Source organism: Stenotrophomonas sp. 3(2025), assembly GCF_052665395.1.
In genome coordinates this window covers 264897-283456 of the sequence record NZ_JBQOIF010000002.1, presented here as the reverse complement: position 1 = coordinate 283456, position 18560 = coordinate 264897, and the positions used below count along the sequence as shown (strand labels likewise).

General features: G+C 66.6%; 16 protein-coding genes. 9 read left to right on the top strand and 7 right to left on the bottom strand.

Annotation, left to right across the window (positions count from 1 at the left end; translation table 11 throughout):
- Positions 1-33: 33 nt before the first annotated feature.
- On the bottom strand, positions 34-960 hold the full coding sequence (locus ACUXVE_RS02815) for a DUF808 domain-containing protein (protein ID WP_025874576.1): 927 nt from the start codon (positions 958-960) through the stop codon (positions 34-36).
- Positions 961-1172: 212 nt separating this feature from the next.
- On the opposite strand from ACUXVE_RS02815, the gene ACUXVE_RS02810 reads away from it, so the two are divergent.
- Together ACUXVE_RS02810 and ACUXVE_RS02805 are read left to right on the top strand one after the other, a co-directional pair.
- Positions 1173-2816: an ABC1 kinase family protein gene (locus tag ACUXVE_RS02810; RefSeq protein ID WP_258954248.1), complete on the top strand. Its 1644-nt coding sequence runs from the start codon at positions 1173-1175 to the stop codon at positions 2814-2816.
- Positions 2817-3078: 262 nt separating this feature from the next.
- Positions 3079-5184, top strand: coding sequence for a phosphoglycerol transferase I (locus ACUXVE_RS02805; protein WP_445513778.1), 2106 nt, complete (start codon positions 3079-3081; stop codon positions 5182-5184).
- A gap of 565 nt (positions 5185-5749) precedes the next feature.
- Here the strand turns inward: ACUXVE_RS02805 and ACUXVE_RS02800 are convergent.
- Positions 5750-8176 (bottom strand): DUF3772 domain-containing protein, encoded by a 2427-nt coding sequence (locus ACUXVE_RS02800; protein ID WP_445513777.1) that lies wholly within the window; start codon positions 8174-8176, stop codon positions 5750-5752.
- A gap of 90 nt (positions 8177-8266) precedes the next feature.
- Positions 8267-8515 carry a hypothetical protein gene (locus tag ACUXVE_RS02795; protein ID WP_025874572.1) on the bottom strand — a complete coding sequence of 83 codons (249 nt, stop codon included), beginning with the start codon at positions 8513-8515 and terminating at the stop codon, positions 8267-8269.
- A gap of 182 nt (positions 8516-8697) precedes the next feature.
- Between ACUXVE_RS02795 and ACUXVE_RS02790 the strand changes: the two genes are divergently transcribed.
- From ACUXVE_RS02790 to ACUXVE_RS02780, 3 genes are all read left to right on the top strand, one after another.
- Positions 8698-9192, top strand: a complete 495-nt coding sequence (locus ACUXVE_RS02790; protein ID WP_445513776.1) for a lipocalin family protein — start codon at positions 8698-8700, stop codon at positions 9190-9192.
- Positions 9193-9204: 12 nt separating this feature from the next.
- Positions 9205-10413: an NAD(P)/FAD-dependent oxidoreductase gene (locus tag ACUXVE_RS02785; RefSeq protein WP_445513775.1), complete on the top strand. Its 1209-nt coding sequence runs from the start codon at positions 9205-9207 to the stop codon at positions 10411-10413.
- A gap of 125 nt (positions 10414-10538) precedes the next feature.
- Positions 10539-11030, top strand: a complete 492-nt coding sequence (locus ACUXVE_RS02780; protein WP_025874569.1) for a hypothetical protein — start codon at positions 10539-10541, stop codon at positions 11028-11030.
- A gap of 151 nt (positions 11031-11181) precedes the next feature.
- Here the strand turns inward: ACUXVE_RS02780 and ACUXVE_RS02775 are convergent, their stop codons facing one another.
- Positions 11182-11616 carry a PepSY domain-containing protein gene (locus ACUXVE_RS02775; RefSeq protein ID WP_025874568.1) on the bottom strand — a complete coding sequence of 145 codons (435 nt, stop codon included), beginning with the start codon at positions 11614-11616 and terminating at the stop codon, positions 11182-11184.
- A 156-nt stretch (positions 11617-11772) separates the two neighbouring features.
- Here ACUXVE_RS02775 and ACUXVE_RS02770 point away from each other — a divergent pair, with 156 nt between their 5' ends.
- Genes ACUXVE_RS02770 through ACUXVE_RS02760 form a run of 3 tightly spaced genes read left to right on the top strand, consistent with a single transcriptional unit; the run spans position 11773 to position 14038 of the window.
- Positions 11773-12063: a PepSY domain-containing protein gene (locus ACUXVE_RS02770; RefSeq protein ID WP_025874567.1), complete on the top strand. Its 291-nt coding sequence runs from the start codon at positions 11773-11775 to the stop codon at positions 12061-12063.
- The gene (locus ACUXVE_RS02765) at positions 12063-12722 is read left to right on the top strand and encodes a response regulator transcription factor (protein ID WP_093819242.1); all 660 of its coding nucleotides are present in this window, start codon (positions 12063-12065) and stop codon (positions 12720-12722) included. The genes ACUXVE_RS02770 and ACUXVE_RS02765 overlap by 1 nt, the downstream gene beginning before the upstream one ends.
- Positions 12719-14038, top strand: coding sequence for an ATP-binding protein (locus tag ACUXVE_RS02760; protein WP_445513774.1), 1320 nt, complete (start codon positions 12719-12721; stop codon positions 14036-14038). The genes ACUXVE_RS02765 and ACUXVE_RS02760 overlap by 4 nt, the downstream gene beginning before the upstream one ends.
- A 60-nt stretch (positions 14039-14098) precedes the next feature.
- Here ACUXVE_RS02760 and ACUXVE_RS02755 read toward each other — a convergent pair whose 3' ends face one another.
- Positions 14099-14419, bottom strand: coding sequence for a DUF6122 family protein (locus tag ACUXVE_RS02755; RefSeq protein WP_033832425.1), 321 nt, complete (start codon positions 14417-14419; stop codon positions 14099-14101).
- 43 nt (positions 14420-14462) lie between these two features.
- Positions 14463-16352, bottom strand: a complete 1890-nt coding sequence (gene speA / locus ACUXVE_RS02750; protein ID WP_080149658.1) for an arginine decarboxylase — start codon at positions 16350-16352, stop codon at positions 14463-14465.
- 179 nt (positions 16353-16531) lie between these two features.
- Between speA and speE the strand changes: the two genes are divergently transcribed.
- Positions 16532-17383, top strand: a complete 852-nt coding sequence (gene speE / locus ACUXVE_RS02745; RefSeq protein WP_025874562.1) for a polyamine aminopropyltransferase — start codon at positions 16532-16534, stop codon at positions 17381-17383.
- A gap of 144 nt (positions 17384-17527) precedes the next feature.
- On the opposite strand, the gene ACUXVE_RS02740 is transcribed toward speE, so the two are convergent.
- A complete protein-coding gene (locus tag ACUXVE_RS02740) occupies positions 17528-18433 on the bottom strand; it encodes an aspartyl/asparaginyl beta-hydroxylase domain-containing protein (protein ID WP_049465655.1) in 906 nt (301 codons plus the stop codon).
- Between the last annotated feature and the right edge of the window lie 127 nt (positions 18434-18560).

The window sequence follows — 18560 nt, the reverse complement described above, 5'->3', positions numbered from 1 at the left end:
AAGGTCGGCCTCCACCGGGCAGCGGGCCGGCGCTTACTTGCCGCGCAGCTTCTGGAACCCGGTCACCGCCGCCAGCACGATGGCACCGGCGATGATGCCGACCACCATGTTCCCCAGCGCGTTGACCAGCCAGCCCCACTGGCCTTCGCCGCCCAGCGCCTGCACCGCGTGGTGCAGCGCCGGCACGTTGTGCACCAGGATGCCGCCACCAACCAGGAACATCGCCGCGGTACCGGCCACCGACAGGAACTTCATCAGCCACGGTGCCGACACCAGCAGGCCACGGCCGACTGCCGCCAGCGCCGCGCCCTTGCGCGACAGGTACAGGCCCAGGTCGTCCAGCTTGACGATACCGGCGACCAGCCCGTAGACGAACACGGTCATCGCCAGCGCGATCACCACCAGGGTGCTGACCTGGTTGATGAACGACGCCGTGGCAACCACGCCCAGCGACAGCACGATGATTTCGGCCGAGAGGATGAAGTCGGTGCGGATCGCGCCCTTCACCTTGTCCTTTTCCCACGCGACCATGTCCACCTGCGCATCGGCCAGCGCCTTGCGCCGCTCGGCCTGGTGCTCGGCGTCCTCATCGGCGGAATGCAGGAACCGGTGCGCCAGCTTCTCCACGCCCTCGAAGCACAGGAAGGCGCCGCCGATCATCATCAGCGGCACGATCAGCGGCACGTTCCAGCCGCGGCTGTGCAACCAGGCTTCCAGCGCGCTGATCGCCAGCGCCGCCGGCACCAGGATCACCTTGTTCACCAGCGAGCCCTTGGCCACCGCCCACACCACCGGCAGTTCACGGTTGGCGTTGACGCCGGTTACCTGCTGCGCGTTCAGCGCCAGGTCGTCGCCCAGCACGCCGGCGGTCTTCTTGGCGGCGACCTTGGTCAGCACCGAGACGTCGTCGAGCAGGGAGGCGATATCGTCAAGCAGGGCAAACAGGCTGGCACCGGCCATGGGGGATCCAGTAAAGGGAATGAGCGGATTCTGACCGATCCGGCGCCACCTGCGGTAGCGGGTTCACCGCGCGCCCACCGGGCGGCAGGGACACTGGAAGCGTAATCCGATCCCGCCGGCGGCGGGATCACGGACATCGGGTCGTCGTCTTCGAGGAGTGTCGTTTGAGCAATCCGTCCACCGCCACTGGCAATCCGCCGCTGATCAGGGGCATGAACCGGCGCAGCCAGATCCTGCGCCTGCTGATGCGCTACCGCCATTCCGGCGTGTTCTCCGGCATGAACCTGGACGCTGCCGGCAGCCACACCGACGTGCCCCCGGACGGCAATCCGGAGCAGTTCGTCAGTGACCTGGAAGCGCTGGGGCCCACCTTCGTCAAGCTCGGGCAGATGCTGTCGACCCGCCCGGACATGGTGCCGGTGGAGTTCGCCACCGCGCTGGAGCGCATGCAGGAGAAGGTGGCGCCGATTCCGGTCGAACGCATCCACGCCATCGTCGAGCAGGAACTGGGTGCACCGGTGAACAAGCTGTTCGCTGCATTTGACCCACAACCGCTGGGCTGCGCGTCGATCGCCCAGGTGCACCGCGCGGTGCTGCACGACGGCCGCGAGGTGGCGGTGAAAGTGCAGAAACCCGAGGTAGCCGCGCAGCTGCGCTCGGATCTGGAAGTGCTGCGCAGCTTCGCCCTGGCCGCCGACCATCTGACCCAGATCGGTCGCCGCGTGCGCCTGCGCGACTGGCTCAACGAATTCGCCAAGACGCTGATGCAGGAGCTGGACTACCACGCCGAGGCCGAGAACCTGTCGCGCTTCGGCCGGCACCTGAAGCCGTTCCGCCGCCTGTGGATTCCGCAGCCGCTGTGGGACTACAGCAGCCATCGCGTGCTGACCATGGAACTGGCCACCGGCGTGCGCGTGGATGCCATTCCCGATGTGCGCCGCACCGAACAGGCGATGGACCCGCTGGCGGCGGCGCTGATCCGCGGTTACCTGGACCAGATCTTCGTGCACGGCGAAATCCACGCCGACCCGCACCCCGGCAACCTGCGGGTGATGCCTGATGGGCGCTTGGCCATCTTCGACCTGGGCATGGTCGCGCACATGCCGCCGCGGCTGCGCGAGCGCCTGCTGAAGATCCTGTTTGCCGCCGTCGATGGCCGCGGCGAGGAAGTGGCCGACGACCTGATCAGCATCAGCACGCGGCTGGAGGCATTCGATGAGGAGCGCTACCTGCGCGAGACCGGCCAGCTGATCGCACGCTATGCCGCCAGCGCTAATTTCTCCGAAGGGCGCGTGGTGCTGGACATGGTGCGCATTGCCACCTCGTCCGGATTGCGCACGCCGCCGGAGCTGAGCCTGCTGGGCAAGGCGCTGCTCAACCTTGAAACCGTATGCCGCCTGCTGGCACCGGATCTGGACACGCGCCGCATCGTCGAACGCCAGCTGCAGCACGTGATGCGCGCGCGCCTGAAGAAGTCCCTGTCGGCCGCCAACCTCGCCAGCGAAGCAATGGAAATGCAGCAGCTGTTGCGCGACGGACCGCGCAAGCTGTCGGACATCATGGCGCTGCTGGCCGAGAACCGCCTGCAGATGAAGGTGACCGGGCTGGAAGAATCGCGGCTGATGGAGAACCTGCAGAAGATCGCCAACCGCGTGGCCGCCGGCATCATCAGCGCCGCGTTGATCATGGCGGCGGCGATGATGATGAAGATCGACACCGGCTGGCATGTGCTGGGCTATCCCGCCATCGCACTGGTGCTGCTGTTGATCGGCGTGGTGCTTGGGCTGGGCATCGTGACCAGCGCATTGTTGTTCGATCGCCGTGCGCGTTCGCGCGAGGAACGCGGGCATCGATAGTGTCGCATCCACGCTCGACGTGGATCAGCGAAAACAGTGCATTCATGCAGGTTTTTTAATGCAATCGAGCTTGAGTTTTCACGCTCGATTTACGTTCGCGGCGTGATATCGCGCGCACGATTTCAACAAACATTTCAGTCAGGTTCGTGCATGCACTATCGGGTCATCGGCCTGTCATGCAGATGTGCTTGCAGCAGCGCCGGTCGGATGGACACGCGTCGGTACGACGTCCATCGCCACCCCGTCACTGCCGAAGCTGCCTATGCTCTGGATTCTGCTGCTGTCGCTGTTGCTGCTGTCCTGGTTGTTCCTCGCGTCCGCAAAATGGGTGTGGTGGAAAGCAGGCTTGTTCTCGCTGTTGCTGCTGGCGCTCAGTGCCTGGTGGCTGATCGACAAGCTGTCCGGTGACGGCCTCAACGCCGCCACCCTGTACCACCTGGGTGCGGACATGGAAGGCGCCGGTGTCGCCGACTTCAAGGGCTATATCGCCGGCTTCATCGTGCTGGCCGCCGTGTCGCTGCTGCCGCTGTTCGCTACGCGGGTGAAGCGTTGGCGCCACCCCACGGCCGGTGGTGCGTGGTTTGCCGGTTTCGCCGTGCTGTGGGTGGCCACGATCATGATCAGTCCATTGGCACGTGACGGGCAGCGCCTCTATCAGCAGCTGCGCCCGGTGGATTTCGCCCGTATCGCCCCCGAATACCAGGTGCCCACGCAGGCCCTGCAGCGCCCACGCAACATCGTCTGGATCTACGGCGAGAGCCTGGAGCGCACCTATCTGGATGAGGCCGTGTTTCCCGGCCTGATGCCCAATCTCAACCGCTTGGCGGCCAGGTCGCTGGATGTACGCGGCCTGGCCTCGGCCGAAGGCGGTGGCTGGACCATCGCCGGCCTGGTGTCGTCGATGTGCGGCGTGCCGCTGACCACCTCGCAGGGTGATGAGAACAGCATGGACCGCATGGGCAGCTTCCTGCCCAAGGCCGTGTGCCTGGGCGATTACCTCAAGCAGCAGGGCTACACCAACCATTACCTGGGTGGTGCCAACGGCCAGTTCGCTGGCAAGGGCCAGTTCCTGGCCAGCCACGGCTTCGATGAAGTGCATGACCTGGCGTGGTTCAAGCAGCAGAAGAAGATCGGCCGCATCCACTACTCGGCGTGGGGCGTGCATGACGACGTGCTGCTGGACACCGCCTACCAGCGCTTCGAGCAGCTGTCGCGGCAGGATGCGCCGTTCATGCTGACCACGCTGACCATGGACACGCACCACCCCGCCGGGCACCTGCCGGTGGCGTGCAAGGGCGAGCACTACCAGAGCCAGTACGGCAACATCGGCATGCTCAATGCGCTCAAGTGCACCGACCGCCTGATCTCGCAGCTGGTCGAACGCATCCAGGCCAGCCCCTACGGCAAGGACACGTTGATCGTGATCGCCTCCGATCACCTGGCCATGCCCAATGACCTCAGCCATATCCTGACCAAGCAGAAGCGCGAGAACCTGCTGTTGTTCCTCGGTGATGGCGTGGCCCCGCGCCAGCTGGCCGCCGAAGACGGCTCGACCCTGGATTCCGGAGCCACCCTGCTCAGCCTGCTCGATCCGAACCTGCAGACGATGGGCTTTGGCCGTTCGCTGCTGGACGACAAGCGCGCGCCAAGTGCCAGCGCCGCGGCACGCCGCGATGGGGGCCGCGACTATCCTCAGTACCTGGCCTTCGCCCGCTCGCTGTGGCTGGGTGAGCCGACGCGGCAGCTGAAGATCGACGGCGACGACCAGGTGGTGGTGGGCCTGCAGCACGTGCAGCCGCCGGTGCTGCTGGAATACGACAAGGACTGGGACCTGAAATCGGTGTACCTGGAAAACACCTCGCGCCAGTTCGACGATGCCGACCCGGACAACACGCTCGCCTACGTTGATCGCTGCACCGCGTTCGAGGATGGCTCGGCCGACGGCGACTGGTGCGCGCTGCTGGTGAACCGCGACAACGGCATCAAGCTGTACCGCGATGGCCAGCTGCGCAACGGCATCGACGTGGATGCACCACTGGATGCCTTCCAGGGCCCCCGCCCCAGCGTGCGCCAGGCACACATGATCACGCAGAAGGGCCGCCGTACCCGCGCCGGCCAGTACATGCTGCAGCTGGTGGCGAGCACGCGCCCGGATCGCGGTTTCTGGATCGAAGCGGTGTCCTCGCAGCGCAAGGTGGTGCTGGCCCAGCAGTGGGTGCAGCCTGATGCCGATGGCAAGATCAACGTGTCATTCGGGCTCGACCACGAAGTGGATGATCTGGAAATCCGCGCGTGGTTGAACCATGCCGAGAAGCTGGCGGTGGATACCTTCGCACTGGTGCCCTCGCGCGGCCGGCCGCGGGGGTAAAGGGGTTCGGCAGGGCTGCGCCCTGCACCTGCTACGAGCCGAAGCGACAGCGACAGCAACAGCTGGTGTTCCGTGGGATGGCGGGGCGGTGTCGGATTGCGGGGACGCCGCAAGTACGTCCTTGTAGGCTTGGCAGCCGCATCCATGCGGCTGACACCCCGCAATCCGACACCGCCCCACCTCCGACGGATTTCCGCGATCTTCAGTAGATCCACGCCATGCGTGGATGAATCTCTGTCAGATATCGAATCAATCGTGGGGTCAGATCCGTGTCGACCAAGGTCGACACCCACCAACAGCAACACAGACGCCATTCCGACAGATCGCGAAAATCTGTCGAAGGCGGGGTGGGTCCGGTTGCGGGGGTGTCCGCGGCATGGATGCCGCGGCCAAGCCCCCAAGGACGGGTTTACGGCGTCCCCCGCAACCGGACCCACCCCGCCATCCCTCAGGAAACCCGCTTTTGCTTTTGCTTTTGCTGTTGCTGTTGCTCCTGAGGTTGCCGGCCAGCGGCCGGCACTACCGCTTCGGCGGGTGCAGGGCGCAGCCCTGCCGACCCACCCTCTTACTGCGGCGGATCGCGGGTGATGTGGATGTCGGTCGGCGTGGACAGCGGGATGTTCCGCTCGGCCAGGATCTGCAGCAGGCTGAAATACAGATCGCTGCGCGTGCCATACACCTGCCGCGGGCTGGCCACGTAGGCGAAGCTGTTGATGGTGATCTGGCCGCCAGCGATGCTGTCGATGTACACCGACGGCGCCGGCTGCTGCAGCACTGTGTTGTGGGCACCGTAGGCATCCAGCAGCGCCTGCCGCAGGCCCGCGACATCGGTGCTGGCCGGCACCGCGAACTGGATCTGGATGCGCCCCTGGTTGTTGCCCATCGTCATGTTGCGGATGGTCTTGGTGATCAACTCGGAATTGGGCACGATCAAGGTGGACTTGTCGCTCACCTGGATCTCGGTGGAACGCACGTTGATGCGGCGGATGTCGCCTTCCTGATCGCCCAGCTTCACCCAGTCACCGATCTTCACCGGCCGCTCGGTCAGCAGGATCAGGCCGGAGACGAAGTTCTGGATGATCGCCTGCAGGCCGAAGCCGATACCTACCGACAGCGCACTGACCAGCAACGCCAGGTTCTTCAGGTTCAGGCCCATGGCGGTCAGCGCCCACAGCGCCACCAGGATGATGCCCACGTAGCGGGTGATCGTGCTGATTGAATTGCGCGCGCCCAGGTCCAGTTCGGTCTTGGGCAGGTAGGTGTCGGTCAACCAGCGCTGCAGCAGCTGCGTCAGCCCCAACCCGACCAGCATCACCAGCAGCGCGATGGCGATACGCGCAGGCTTGAGCGTGATGTCGCCGATGGAAATGCCGTTGGCCAGCGAAGCGACGCGCTCAACCACCGAGCCGATGTTGCCGAACGGCGCCGCCAGCGCCAGCAGCGCGATCAGCACCACGAACGTGCGCAGCACGGCAGACAGCAGCACACCGGCCTGCTCCAGCCGCGACACGCTCAGGCCGGTGCTGAGCAGGATGGTCTGGCCGACTTTGCTGTCGGCGTTGAGCAGCCAGGTGGAGAAATCGTCGACGAACTTGAACAGCAGCGTCGCCGCCAGCACCACGATGCTGCCGCCGATCAGCTGCTGGTTGACGAACTTGGCGAAGTTCACATAGCCCATCAGGGTGGCGATGATCGCGGCCACCACGGCGACGTTGCCGGCCACCCGTGCCAGCACCAGCCAGCTGCTGCGCCGCACCGGAACGGCCGCGCCCTGGCCGTCGGCCTGCGCTTCCAGCTTCGCCTCGGCCTCGGCGGTCTGGCGCCGATGCAGGCGCGCCAGGGTCACCAGCATGGCCATGATCAGGCCCAGATAGGTCAGCGCGATCACGCCGTCCAGCGCCACTGTAGTGACCTCGCTGGTGCGGGTGGCGCGATCGATGGCCACCAGCACCGTGCTCAGCCAGGCCAGTGCCGCCGCACCCCAGGCATACTTGCGCAGTTTCAGCGCGGCGGTGTCATCCAGGTTCAGCAGCCGCCACGACGGCCGCTTGGGCACCAGCAGACAGGCGCTGAGCGCGGAAATGAAGGCCGCGGCAAACGTCGCCGCCTGTACGCCTTCGGCCACGCTCTGCAGGCGCGGTGGAATCGCGCCGATGGCATCCAGCGCAGCCACCAGCACCACCACGGCGTAGCCGGGCAGCAGGGTGCCCACCAGCAGCAGCCACATGGCCAGACCGGAGCGGCGCAGGCGGCCGTCGGGGGCGCGCTCGGACGCAGCGAACCGGCGCCCCAGCGCGCGCAGCCACAGGCGCAACGGGAACATCATCACCAGTGCCGCCGCCAGCCCCAGCAGCAACGTGCCCCAGCCATGGGTGGCAATGGCCGTGGTCAGTGCGGCCCGGCCCTGCTGGGCCAAAGGGGTGACCCGGGCGATATCGTTCGGCAACTGGTCGGCCACCTGCCGCCACAGCGTTGGCGACAGTGGCGAGGCGACCTTGCGCCCCAGTTCCTCGGTGCGCTGCGCGTTGCGCTGCTTGTCGATGTCCGCGCTCAACTGCTGCGCACGGACGGCACTGGACTTGGCCTGGGCAATCGATGCCGCCCGGGCATCGCGCTGGCGCGTCAGCGTGCGCCGCTGCGCCGCCAGCTCCGGTGGTTCAGTGGTGTCCTTGGGCGCCTCGCCCAGCTGCGTCAGCTGCTCGTTGAGCTGGTCCAGCTGCGGCTGCAGGGTCTTTTCCAGCGCCTCGGCATCGCGCTTGGCCTGTGACGCATTTTCCGAAAGCGTGCCCAGCGTTTCGATGGCTTCGGCGTCGTTGCGCTTGCGTTCCACCGCCTTCAACGCGTTGTCGATATCCGCCAGCTGCTGCTTGGGCGTGGGGTCGTCATCCTGGGCCAGCGCCGGCACAGCCAGCAGCAGCGTGCAGCACAACAGCAGGGCCAACCAGGGGCCACGCACCAGGATCGTTCGGAAGAAGGAAGACAAGCCAGCCATACCGTTTTGCGCGGACCACCACGCCTGCGCGCGACTATACGGCAGGTACCGTAAACGGCGGATGCGCGGGCGCTGGCCGCTGGCTGCGGCTCAGTACTTCAGGCGCAGCTCTTCCACCTGCGGCTGCTGCAGCGCGTACCAGTCCTGGAATTCTTCCTCGGTGATCTCATCCGGCGCATACACCGCGATCGGGTGCCAGGCGTGATCGGTCGGCAACGGCTGGCGCGGCCCGGCGCGCAGGCTGTAGGCCACGCCTTCGTAGTCCACCAGATCGTCCACCTGCGGCCACTGCTCGCGGGCGAACTGGGTTTCACTCTTCAACAGGATCACCTGGTACATCGGCACCTCCACTTCGGTTGGATCGGAAAAACGCGGCGCTGGCCGAAGCATACCGCTGCGCCGATGACGGTACGCGCTCCGACCGGGCGACGGAATGTTCTGGACATGGCCCTCGCCCCGGCTTCACCCGCCCGTGGCAGTGTCCTCGGCATCGTGGAGGTCCTCTCCTGCCACGCCTGACAATGACCGACCTGCCTCCCCTGAAGACCGTCACCGACCTCAAGCTGCCCCGCTACCTGGGCACCTGGTACGAGATCGCCCGCCTGCCGATGCGCCACGAGCCAGAGGGCTGCACCGACGTGTCGGCCCATTACCAGCTGCTCGACAACGGCAACGTGGGCGTCACCAACCGCTGCCGCATGGACGGCGAGATCGAGGAAGCCACCGGTGAGGCCTGCGCGATCGACAACGACAGCGCGCGGCTGGAAGTCAGCTTCCTGCCCAAGGGCCTGCGCTGGCTGCCCTTCGCCAAGGGTGACTACTGGGTGATACAGGTGGCGCCGGACTACAGCGTTGCCCTGGTCGGCAGCCCGGATCGCAAGTACCTGTGGCTGCTGGCACGTGAGCCCCGGCTCGATGCCACCGTGCAGGAACATTATCTGGCCAGCGCACGCCAGCAGGGCTTCGATCTGTCCGAACTGATCCAGACCCCGCATACCGGCCACCCCACCGCCTGAGCCTGACCTCGCATGGACCTGAAGAGTGGTTACCCGTGGTGGGCGGTGCGCAACGGCCTGATCCAGGCCTTTCCGCCGCTGGAACAGGATCTGCAGTGCGATGTGCTGGTGGTCGGTGGTGGCATCACCGGCGCGCTGATCGCCGATGAGCTGTCGGCCCATGGCCACGCCGTTGCGCTGATCGAGCAGCGTGACATCGGCTGGGGCAGCACCGCAGCCAGTACCGCGTTGCTGCAGTACGAGATCGATACCCATCTGCTGGAGCTGGCCTCGCAGTATGGCCAGGACGCTGCGGCGCTGGCCTACCAGGCCTGTGCGGACGCGATCCCTGCATTGGGCGAGGTCGCGCGCGGCCTGAAGGACGTCGACTTCAAGCAGATGGACAGCCTGTACCTGGCCAGCCGCCGCCGTGACGTACCGCGGCTGATGGCCGAAGGCGAGGCGCGCCGTGGCATCGGCCTGGATGCGCGCTGGCTGGACCGGGATGCGCTGCAGGAACGTTTCAGCGTCGATGCCGGAGGCGCCCTGCTGACCCGCCAGGCCGCACGGGTCGATCCCTACTGCTTCACTTACGGGCTGCTGCGGCGGTTGCAGCGGCGCGGCGGGGCGGTGCATGACCGCACCGTTCTGCATGCCCTCGCTCCCACTGCGCGCGGCGTAACCGCCCGCACCGAATCCGGCATGCAGATCCGCGCCCGCCAGGTGGTGCTGGCGATGGGCTATGCCAACCAGCAGTGGCTGGACCCGCGCGTGGCCCGCAACCGCAGCAGCTACGCCTTCATCACCGACCCGATCAACGCCGACGAGCTGGGCTGGCTGCAGCGCACGATGGTCTGGGAGAGCGCGCGCCCCTACCTGTACCTGCGTGCCACTGGCGACCGCAGGCTGTTGGTGGGCGGGCTGGACGATGCCATCGATATTCCCGCCCGCCGCGATGGCCGGGTGGACAGCAAGGCCCGCAAACTGATGAAGCAGCTGCTGCAATGGTTCCCGCACCTGCAGCCGACCCCGGCGTTTTCATGGGCGGGCACCTTTGCCGAGACCGCTGACGGCCTGCCGTTCTTCGGGCCGCATGCGCAATGGGGACCGCGGGTACAGTTGGCCATGGCCTACGGTGGCAACGGCATCACCTATTCGATGATCGGCGCCGGGCTGCTGCGGGCGCGGATCGAGCGGCGCCGGCACCCGTTGCAGGACCTGTTCGGGTTCGGACGGTTGTAGCGTGAAGCCAGGCATGGCCTGGCTCTACCGCAAGCGGGCGCCGACAGGCATCATTCAAGCAACGCCTGCTAGCGTCGGCCTGTACCGCCGCGTGCTGCGCGGCCCCTCTGCGCTGGAGTGCCGTCATGATCCGCCCCCTGACCCTGCTGCTGTGCCTGGCCGCCCTGCCCGGGACCGCGTTGGCGCAGTCCGCCGCCGGCGCCACCGCGCCGCAGGCGTCCGGCCTGGACCTGTCCGTACCACAGACGCCGATGCGCTATCTCAACGATCCGACGCTGCAACAGGATCCGCCCGGCACGTTCTACGGCGACAAGACCGGCCCGCGCGTGCACGGCGACGGCAGGATCGCCGACGTGCAGGACGACAAGGTCAAGGTCTCCGGCAGCTTCACCACCGGCATCGGCTATGCCAAGAATTACGGCAATACCCACTACAACGCCGCCACGCTGAATCTCAGCAAGAACTACACCAACGATGAAGGCAAGACCCGCGGGGTCAACGTCAACATCCACGTGAGCGAAGGCAAGGGCCCGGGCTTCTTCGGGCCGTACGGCGGTGGTGGGTATTACGGGGGTGGCCCGGGCTATTGGGATTATCCGCCGCCTTACGGCTGGTAACCCCCGCGTCGGGCCTGGGCCGACCAAGGTCGGCCTCTACTGGTAACAGCGGAAGGTAGCGCCGGGCCATGCCCGGAGGCCTGATGCGTCCGCTGCGCTCGCCGGGCATGGCCCGGCGCTACCAGCGACACGCCCCGTCCCCAAGCGGGCATCAATCCAGCCAGCCATCGCGCTCGCTGTGCAGGATGCGGCCGTCATGACCGCTCAGGCGCACTTCCACCTTCTGGTTGCGGGCATTGCGCGCTTCCAGCGACCACGTCGCACCATCGCGTTCCAGCGAATGGATCTCGCGCAGGCCCTGCGACTGCGCCTTGGCCAGCACCTGCTCGGTGCTCAGCTGCGCACGCCCATCGTGCTCGTCGAAGATCTCGCCGGTCTTCGGGTCCACATACACCTCGCTGAAGCGACCATCGGCACGGCTGACATCGGCTTCCCACAGGCCATCATCCCGTTCGATCTCATGGATCTGGGTGTAGCCGGCCTTGCGCAGGGTCTGTTCGACCTGGGCCATGCCCAGCGGTGCCGCCTGTACGGCGGGGGCCACGGCCAGGGCGACAACGGTGGCGAGGGTGAGCGACTTCAACATGGGGGTTCTCCTGTTCGGTGCCGGACCATCCCGGCAACGCCACGATGCACGGCGTGGTTAACAGCGGCTTAGCCGGCGCTGTTAGCCAACCGTTAGTCGGCCGCGGCACACTCGCGCCTGTCACTTGTTCCCATGTTCCCAGCCACTCACGTGCCGATCCTGCCCTCCCTGTCCCTGCTGCTGGCCCTGGCCAGCGCCCCGACCGCCGCCGGCCCTGCCCAGGACCCGGCGCAGCAGGTCGCGCGCCGCGCGGTGCAGCAGGGCCGCTACGTGCCGCTGGAAGGCGTGGTGCGCGATGCACTCAAGCGCCACCCCGGCCAGCTGCTGGAAGTGGAACTGGACGATGGCGTGTACGAAGTGGAGATCCTGCGCGCCGACGGCGTGGTGGTGGAGCTGGACTATGATGCGCGCAACGGCAGGCTGTTGAAGACGGAGCTGGACGACTGATGCGCATCCTGTTGGCCGAAGACGATGCCGCATTGGCCGAGCGCCTGCAGCCGCTGCTGGAACAGGCCGGTTACGTGGTCGAGGTGGTGGCCGATGGTCGCCAGGCCGAGGAGATCGGCCAGGTGGAAGACCTGCAGGCCGCCATCGTCGATCTGGGCCTGCCCGGGCTGGACGGCCTGAGCGTGATCGAACGCTGGCGCGGCAACGGCCGCGACTTTCCGGTGCTGGTGCTGACCGCACGCGGGCGCTGGCATGACAAGCTGGCCGGCTTCGACGCCGGCGCCGACGACTACCTGACCAAACCTTTCCAGGCCGACGAACTGGTGCTGCGCCTGCGCGCGCTGATCCGCCGCAGCCACGGCCATGCCAGTCCACGGTTGCAGTGCGGTCCACTGCAGCTGGACGTCAATGCCGGGCGCTTCGACCTGGAGGGACAGGCGTTGGCGCTGAGCCCGCAGGAATTCCGCCTGCTGAGCTACTTCATCCACCACAGCGGCCAGGTGATCGGCCGCGACCGCCTGGGCGAACATGTGTTCGATGGCGGTCATGACCCGGATTCGAATGCGCTGGACGTATTGCTGGGGCGGGTGCGCCGCAAGCTCGGCACCGACCTGATCCAGACCGTACGCGGCCAGGGCTGGCGGTTGGCCGCGCCGTGAGCCGGCAGCCGTCATTGCGACGCCGGCTGCTGTTGGCCGGTGGCATCGGCCTGCTGCTGGTCTCGGCACTGGCCAGTGCGCTGCTGGGCGAACTGTTCAAGCGCAGCGCGCGCGACCGCTTGGACAACGAACTGCAGCAGGACATGCTGACCCTGCTGGCGCAGGCCGAGATCGATGCCGATGGCCAGCTGCAGCTGCGCCAGGAGCCCAACGATGCGCGCTTCCAGCGCGTGTTCTCCGGCGCGTACTGGCAGATCGCCGATGGCAGCGGCAAGGTGCTGCTGCAGTCACGCTCGTTGTGGGACGAAACGCTGCCAGTGGCCGCCACTGGCCCGGCCGAACGCAATCTGCCGGGCCCGCTGCAGCAATCGCTGCGCGCGCGCGTGCAGCCGGTGCGCCTGCCCCGCGCCAACCAACCCTATGTCGCCGTGGTCGCCACCGACCGCAGTGCACTGGATGCGGACGTCGCCGCATTCCGCCAGCGCAGCGCAATGGCGTTGGCCGTGCTGGTGGCGGCGTGGCTGGCGGTACTGGCCAGCCAGGTACATTTCGGCCTGCGGCCCCTGCAGCGTCTCGGTGCGCAGCTGGAACGCGTGCGCCGCGGCGATGCACAGCGCATCGATACGGCCGGATTGGGCGCTGAAATCGCACCGCTCGGCGAGGAGCTCAATACCCTGCTCGACCACCAGCAACGGATGGTAGGCCGCGCCCGCACCAGCGCACAGGATCTGGCGCATGCGCTGAAAACACCGCTGAGCGTGCTCGCCGCCGAAGCCGATGGCGAGGGCCGCGCGTGGCGCGCGACGCTGCGCGAACAGGGCGCACGCATGCAGGCCAGCGTCGATCGCTACCTTGCCGCCGGGCTGACCGCCGACCATCGCGAGCGTACGCCGGTAGCCACGGTGGCGCAGGCGCTGTGCGGGTTGATGGCGCGCGTGCATGGCGACCGTGCGCTGCAGTTCCAGGCCGAGGGCATTGCCGACGACCTGCAGTTCGCCGGCGCCAGCGCCGACCTGGAAGAGATGCTTGGCAACCTGCTCGACAACGCCGGCAAGTGGGCACAGCGGGAGGTGACGGTCACTGCGCGCGTGGACGACGAACAGTTGCGCATTGATGTGCGCGACGACGGTCCGGGGCTGGCAGCCGAGGCGCTGGCGCAGGTGACCCAGCGTGGCGTGCGGCTGGATGAGCGCGAAAACAGCAGCGGCCTGGGCCTGGCCATCGTCGGTGATATCGCCGCCAGTTATGGTGGACGGCTGGCGCTGGAGAATGCACAACCGGGATTGCGCGCCACGTTGTGGTTGCCGATGGGGTGACGCGCCGCTGCGCTCGCCGGGCATGGCCCGGCGCTACCGGATCATGCGCCACCCGGAGCATCAACGGTGATGCATCCACCAGCAGTCGATGGCATCGAGCACGATGTGGATCATCAAACCGATGCCCACCAGTCGCGTTTTCTTCGGCACGCACAGCCCGGCATACACGGCAATCGCCGGTGCGGTATGCAGCGGGTGGAAGCCGATGCTGCAGCGGTTCGGGGCGTAGATCGGATCGGCCAGCAGATGGTCCAGATCGATGATCCAGCCCAGCAGCAGCAACAGCCACGCCGAGGCGAAGCGCTTGCGCCAGAACAGCCATGCCAGCAGGGCTGGCACGGCGGCATGCAGGAACAGATGGAAGATCGCGCGGGCGCTCATCAGCACCGGTAGCGCCGGGCCATGCCCGGCGTTCCCGTCACCCTCAGATCAACGGTTCATCGGACAGGTAGGTGTAACCGGTCAGGCCCGCTTCCAGCGCTTCGGACAGCTCCTGCGCGCGTTCCGGCGACAGGTCCGCCGATGCCACGCGCTCGGCGTAGGCCGCACGCAGGTCATCCAGCTTGTAGCCCACGTAGTCCAGCATCACGTCGGTGGTATCGCCGCGGCGCTGCTGGGTGATGGCGTAGCCATCGGCATCGGCCAGCACTTCCACCGCGTCGGTGTCGCCGAACAGGTTGTGGATGTCGCCGAGGATTTCCTGGTAGGCACCGACCATGAAGAAACCGATGCGGTAGCTCTCGCCGTGCTTGATCGCGTGCAGCGGCAGCGAGCTGTCCAGGCTTTCGTTCTCGACGTAGGTCTTGACCATGCCATCGGAATCGCAGGTCATGTCGGCGATGATGCCGCGGCGATCCGGCATCTCGTTCAAGCGCTCGATCGGCACGATCGGGAACACCTGGTCGATCGCCCACGCATCGGGAATCGATTCGAACACGCTGAAGTTGACGAAGTACTTGTCGACCAGGCGCTCGTTCAGTTCATCCAGCGCCGGGCGATGGCTCTTCTCGTCGTAGCTCAGGCGCGCACGCACGCCATGGGCGATGGCATAGAACAGATCGTCGATGCGCGCACGCTGCGGCAGGTCGATCTGGCCCAGCGCATAGCTGGACAGGCCTTCGGCGTGGAAGTGCTGTGCTTCCTGGAACAGCTCCACCGCCGGACGCACGTCCAGTTCTTCGTGGATCTCGCGCAGGTGGCGGATCGAGGCCGGCTCGTCGTCGTGCTGGTCCGGCACGCGGCCTTCCTGCGCCTGTTCCACTTCAGATACGTTGGCGATCAGCACCGCGTGGTGCGCGGTCATCGCACGGCCACACTCGGTGACGATGCGCGGCGGGGTCAGGCCGTGTTCTTCGCAGGCGTTGGCCAGCGGCTGCACGATGTTGCTGGCGTACGAATTGAGGCCGTAGTTGATCGAGCAGAAGCTGCGCGAACGGGTGCCTTCGTAGTCCACGCCCAGGCCACCGCCCACGTCGACGTGGGTGATCTTCGCACCCAGCTGTGACAGCTCGACGAAGTAGCGGGTGGCTTCGCGCATGCCGTTGGCGATGTCGCGCACGTTGGAGATCTGCGAGCCCATGTGGAAGTGCAGCAGGCTCAGGCAGTCGGCGTATTCGGTATCGCGCAGCGACTTCCACAGGTCCAGCAGCTGGCGCGGCGACAGCCCGAACTTGGCCTTGTCGCCACCGCTGTTCTGCCACTTGCCGGCGCCCAGCGAGGCCAGGCGCATGCGCACGCCCAGGCCCGGCTTCACGTCCAGCGCCTTGGACTCTTCCAGCACCAGCTTCAGCTCGGACGGCTTCTCGATGACGATGAAGGTCTGCAGGCCCAGCTTGCGGCCGATCAGGGCCAGGCGGATGTACTCGCGGTCCTTGTAGCCGTTGCAGACGATCAGGCCACCCGGGCGCGACAGCGCCAGCACGGCCATCAGTTCCGGCTTGCTGCCCGCTTCCAGGCCGAAGCCCTCACCGTGGTGGCTGGCCAGGGTGCCGGCCACGCCGCGGTGCTGGTTCACCTTGATCGGGTACACGGCGGTGTAGCCGCCCGGGTAGTCCCAATCCTGCTGGGCCTGGGCGAACGCCGCCTGCAGCTTGCCCAAGCGCTGGCCGAGGATGTCCGGGAAGCGCACCAGCAGCGGCAGCTTGGCACCGGCCGCGCGCGCGGCATCGACCACCTTGGGCAGCGACACCACCGGGCCATCCGCCCCGGTCGGTCTCACCACCATGTGCCCGGCCTGATCCACGTCGAAATAGCCATCCGCCCAGTGCGGGATCGAGTAGGTCTTGCGGGCTTGGTCGAGGGACCAATCGGTCATTGCAGTCGGCCTTGTGGCAAATAAAAGGGGGGGCATGATAACGCCTATATGCCCACAGGTTCGTTATCATGCGCGCCCGCGCCCGTGGCAGGTCTGAACCTGAACGGGCCGATCCGTCCGGATGCGTGGCACCCCGCCTTCAGCCCGGCTCCATCCCCTCCGAACAGGAATGCTTTCCCATGACTGACAACAGCAACTGGTACATCGAACACTTCGAGCGCACCGGCTCGGCCATCGGCTACCGCATCACCGGCAAGCTGGACGAAGTGCAGTCGCCGTTCCAGAAGATCGAGATCTTCCAGACCACCGACTGGGGCAACCTGATGACCATCGATGGGGCCATCATGCTGACCAGCAAGGACAACTTCTTCTACCACGAGATGATCAGCCACCCGGTGCTGTTCACCCACGCCGCGCCCAAGCGCGTGGTGATCATCGGCGGCGGCGACTGCGGCACCCTGCGTGAAGTGCTCAAGCACAAGGGCGTGGAGAGCGTGACCCAGTGCGACATCGACGAACAGGTGACGGTGATGGCGCGCAAGCACTTCCCGGAACTGTGCGATTCCAACGACGACCCGCGCGCCGAGCTGATGTTCGACGACGGCGTGGCCTACATGGCCAACTGCCCGGCCGGCAGTGTGGACGTGGTGATCGTCGATTCGACCGATCCGGTCGGCCCGGGTGAAGGCCTGTTCAACAAGGCGTTCTACGAGAGCTGCTTCAAGGCCCTGAAGGACGACGGCATCCTGGTGCAGCAGTCCGAGTCGCCACTGATGCAGCTGGAACTGATCAACGAAATGCGCACCGAGATGGGCAAAGCCGGCTTCGGCTCGTTCAAGACCCTGCCGTTCCCGCAGCCGTGCTATCCCACCGGCTGGTGGAGCGTGACCCTGGCGCGCAAGGGCGACAGCAGTTTCGACTTCCGCCAGGCCGATTCGGCCGCCAAGACCTTCGATACCCTGTACTACACCGCCGCGCTGCACACCGGCGTGCTGGTGACCCCGCCGTTCGTGAAGGCGGCGCTGAAGTAAGGCGTGCCGACCAACGGTCGGCACCCACCGGGGTTGGGATGTGCCAACCAAGGTTGGCACCTACCAAAGCAAAAACCCGCGCTGGCGACAGCGCGGGTTTTTTCGTTTTCCGGTAGCGCCGGGCCATGCCCGGCGGCGGTCCGCTTACAGCGCCCAGATACCGGCGATCACCGCCACCACCAGGCCCCACTTGATCACCTGATAGGCCACCACGCTGCGCTCGCGCAGGGCCTTGGCCTTCAGCCGCACCTTGTACACGCTGCCGAAGGCCTTGTTGACGCCACCGGTCGGGTCGCCCGGCAGGTTCGGCGAGGCGCCACCGGCCAGCAGCGTGGACGCCACCAGGCGGTTGAACAGGCCCGGCAGGCCGAAGCGCAGCGGGCGGGCGATATCGCAGAACAGGATCACCCGGTCATCGGGCGTCTCGTTGTGCGCATGGTGGATGTAGGTTTCGTCGAACATCATCCACTCACCGTCGCGCCAGCTCTTCTTGATGCCGTCCACTTCGATGTAGCAGGCATCGTTGTTGGGCGTGGCCAGGCCCAGGTGCAGGCGCAGCGAACCGGCGAACGGGTCGCGATGCGGGCGCAGCTCGCTGCCCGAGGGCAGCTGCGCGAACATCGCCGCGCGCACGTCCGGCAGCGATTCCAGCAGCGCGGTGGTCTTGGGGCACATCGCCTTGGCCGACGGGTGCGAGGGGCCGTACCACTTCAGGTAGAAGCGCTTCCAGCCGCGGCGGAAGAACGAATTGAAGCCGGCATCATTGAACGTGCTGGAGGCAGCGATCGCCTGCGCATCGCGCAGCGCCAGTGCCTCGTCGCGGATCATCTGCCAGTTCTGCCGCAGCGGCTCCAGCTGCGGGAATTCCTTGCCCGGGTCCAGGAACGGCGTGGTCGGCACCTTGGAGAACATGTACATGACCACGTTGATCGGAGCCATGAAGCTGGAGTGGTCCAGAAGCTGGCGCGACCAGCGCGCACGGACCTTGCCACGGAAGTGGATGTACAGCACGCAGGACACGAACAGCGCTGCAAGTACGATTTTGATGATCAAAGCACTTTCCTCCAGCACGCGCCGGACAGGGAAACAGGGCGATGCGGCCGCAGGGCCGGCATCAGTGGGGGAACGCGGCAGGAGACGGGGACGTGCCGGGTGGGTGCGGCCGTCGATGTCGCGT

Coding starts and splice junctions, on each gene's coding strand:
- ACUXVE_RS02815 (WP_025874576.1), bottom strand. CDS start 960: ATGGCCGGTGCCAGCCTGTTTGCCCTGCTTGACGATATCGCCTCCCTG.
- ACUXVE_RS02810 (WP_258954248.1), top strand. CDS start 1,173: ATGAACCGGCGCAGCCAGATCCTGCGCCTGCTGATGCGCTACCGCCAT.
- ACUXVE_RS02805 (WP_445513778.1), top strand. CDS start 3,079: ATGCTCTGGATTCTGCTGCTGTCGCTGTTGCTGCTGTCCTGGTTGTTC.
- ACUXVE_RS02800 (WP_445513777.1), bottom strand. CDS start 8,176: ATGGCTGGCTTGTCTTCCTTCTTCCGAACGATCCTGGTGCGTGGCCCC.
- ACUXVE_RS02795 (WP_025874572.1), bottom strand. CDS start 8,515: ATGTACCAGGTGATCCTGTTGAAGAGTGAAACCCAGTTCGCCCGCGAG.
- ACUXVE_RS02790 (WP_445513776.1), top strand. CDS start 8,698: ATGACCGACCTGCCTCCCCTGAAGACCGTCACCGACCTCAAGCTGCCC.
- ACUXVE_RS02785 (WP_445513775.1), top strand. CDS start 9,205: ATGGACCTGAAGAGTGGTTACCCGTGGTGGGCGGTGCGCAACGGCCTG.
- ACUXVE_RS02780 (WP_025874569.1), top strand. CDS start 10,539: ATGATCCGCCCCCTGACCCTGCTGCTGTGCCTGGCCGCCCTGCCCGGG.
- ACUXVE_RS02775 (WP_025874568.1), bottom strand. CDS start 11,616: ATGTTGAAGTCGCTCACCCTCGCCACCGTTGTCGCCCTGGCCGTGGCC.
- ACUXVE_RS02765 (WP_093819242.1), top strand. CDS start 12,063: ATGCGCATCCTGTTGGCCGAAGACGATGCCGCATTGGCCGAGCGCCTG.
- ACUXVE_RS02755 (WP_033832425.1), bottom strand. CDS start 14,419: ATGAGCGCCCGCGCGATCTTCCATCTGTTCCTGCATGCCGCCGTGCCA.
- speA (WP_080149658.1), bottom strand. CDS start 16,352: ATGACCGATTGGTCCCTCGACCAAGCCCGCAAGACCTACTCGATCCCG.
- speE (WP_025874562.1), top strand. CDS start 16,532: ATGACTGACAACAGCAACTGGTACATCGAACACTTCGAGCGCACCGGC.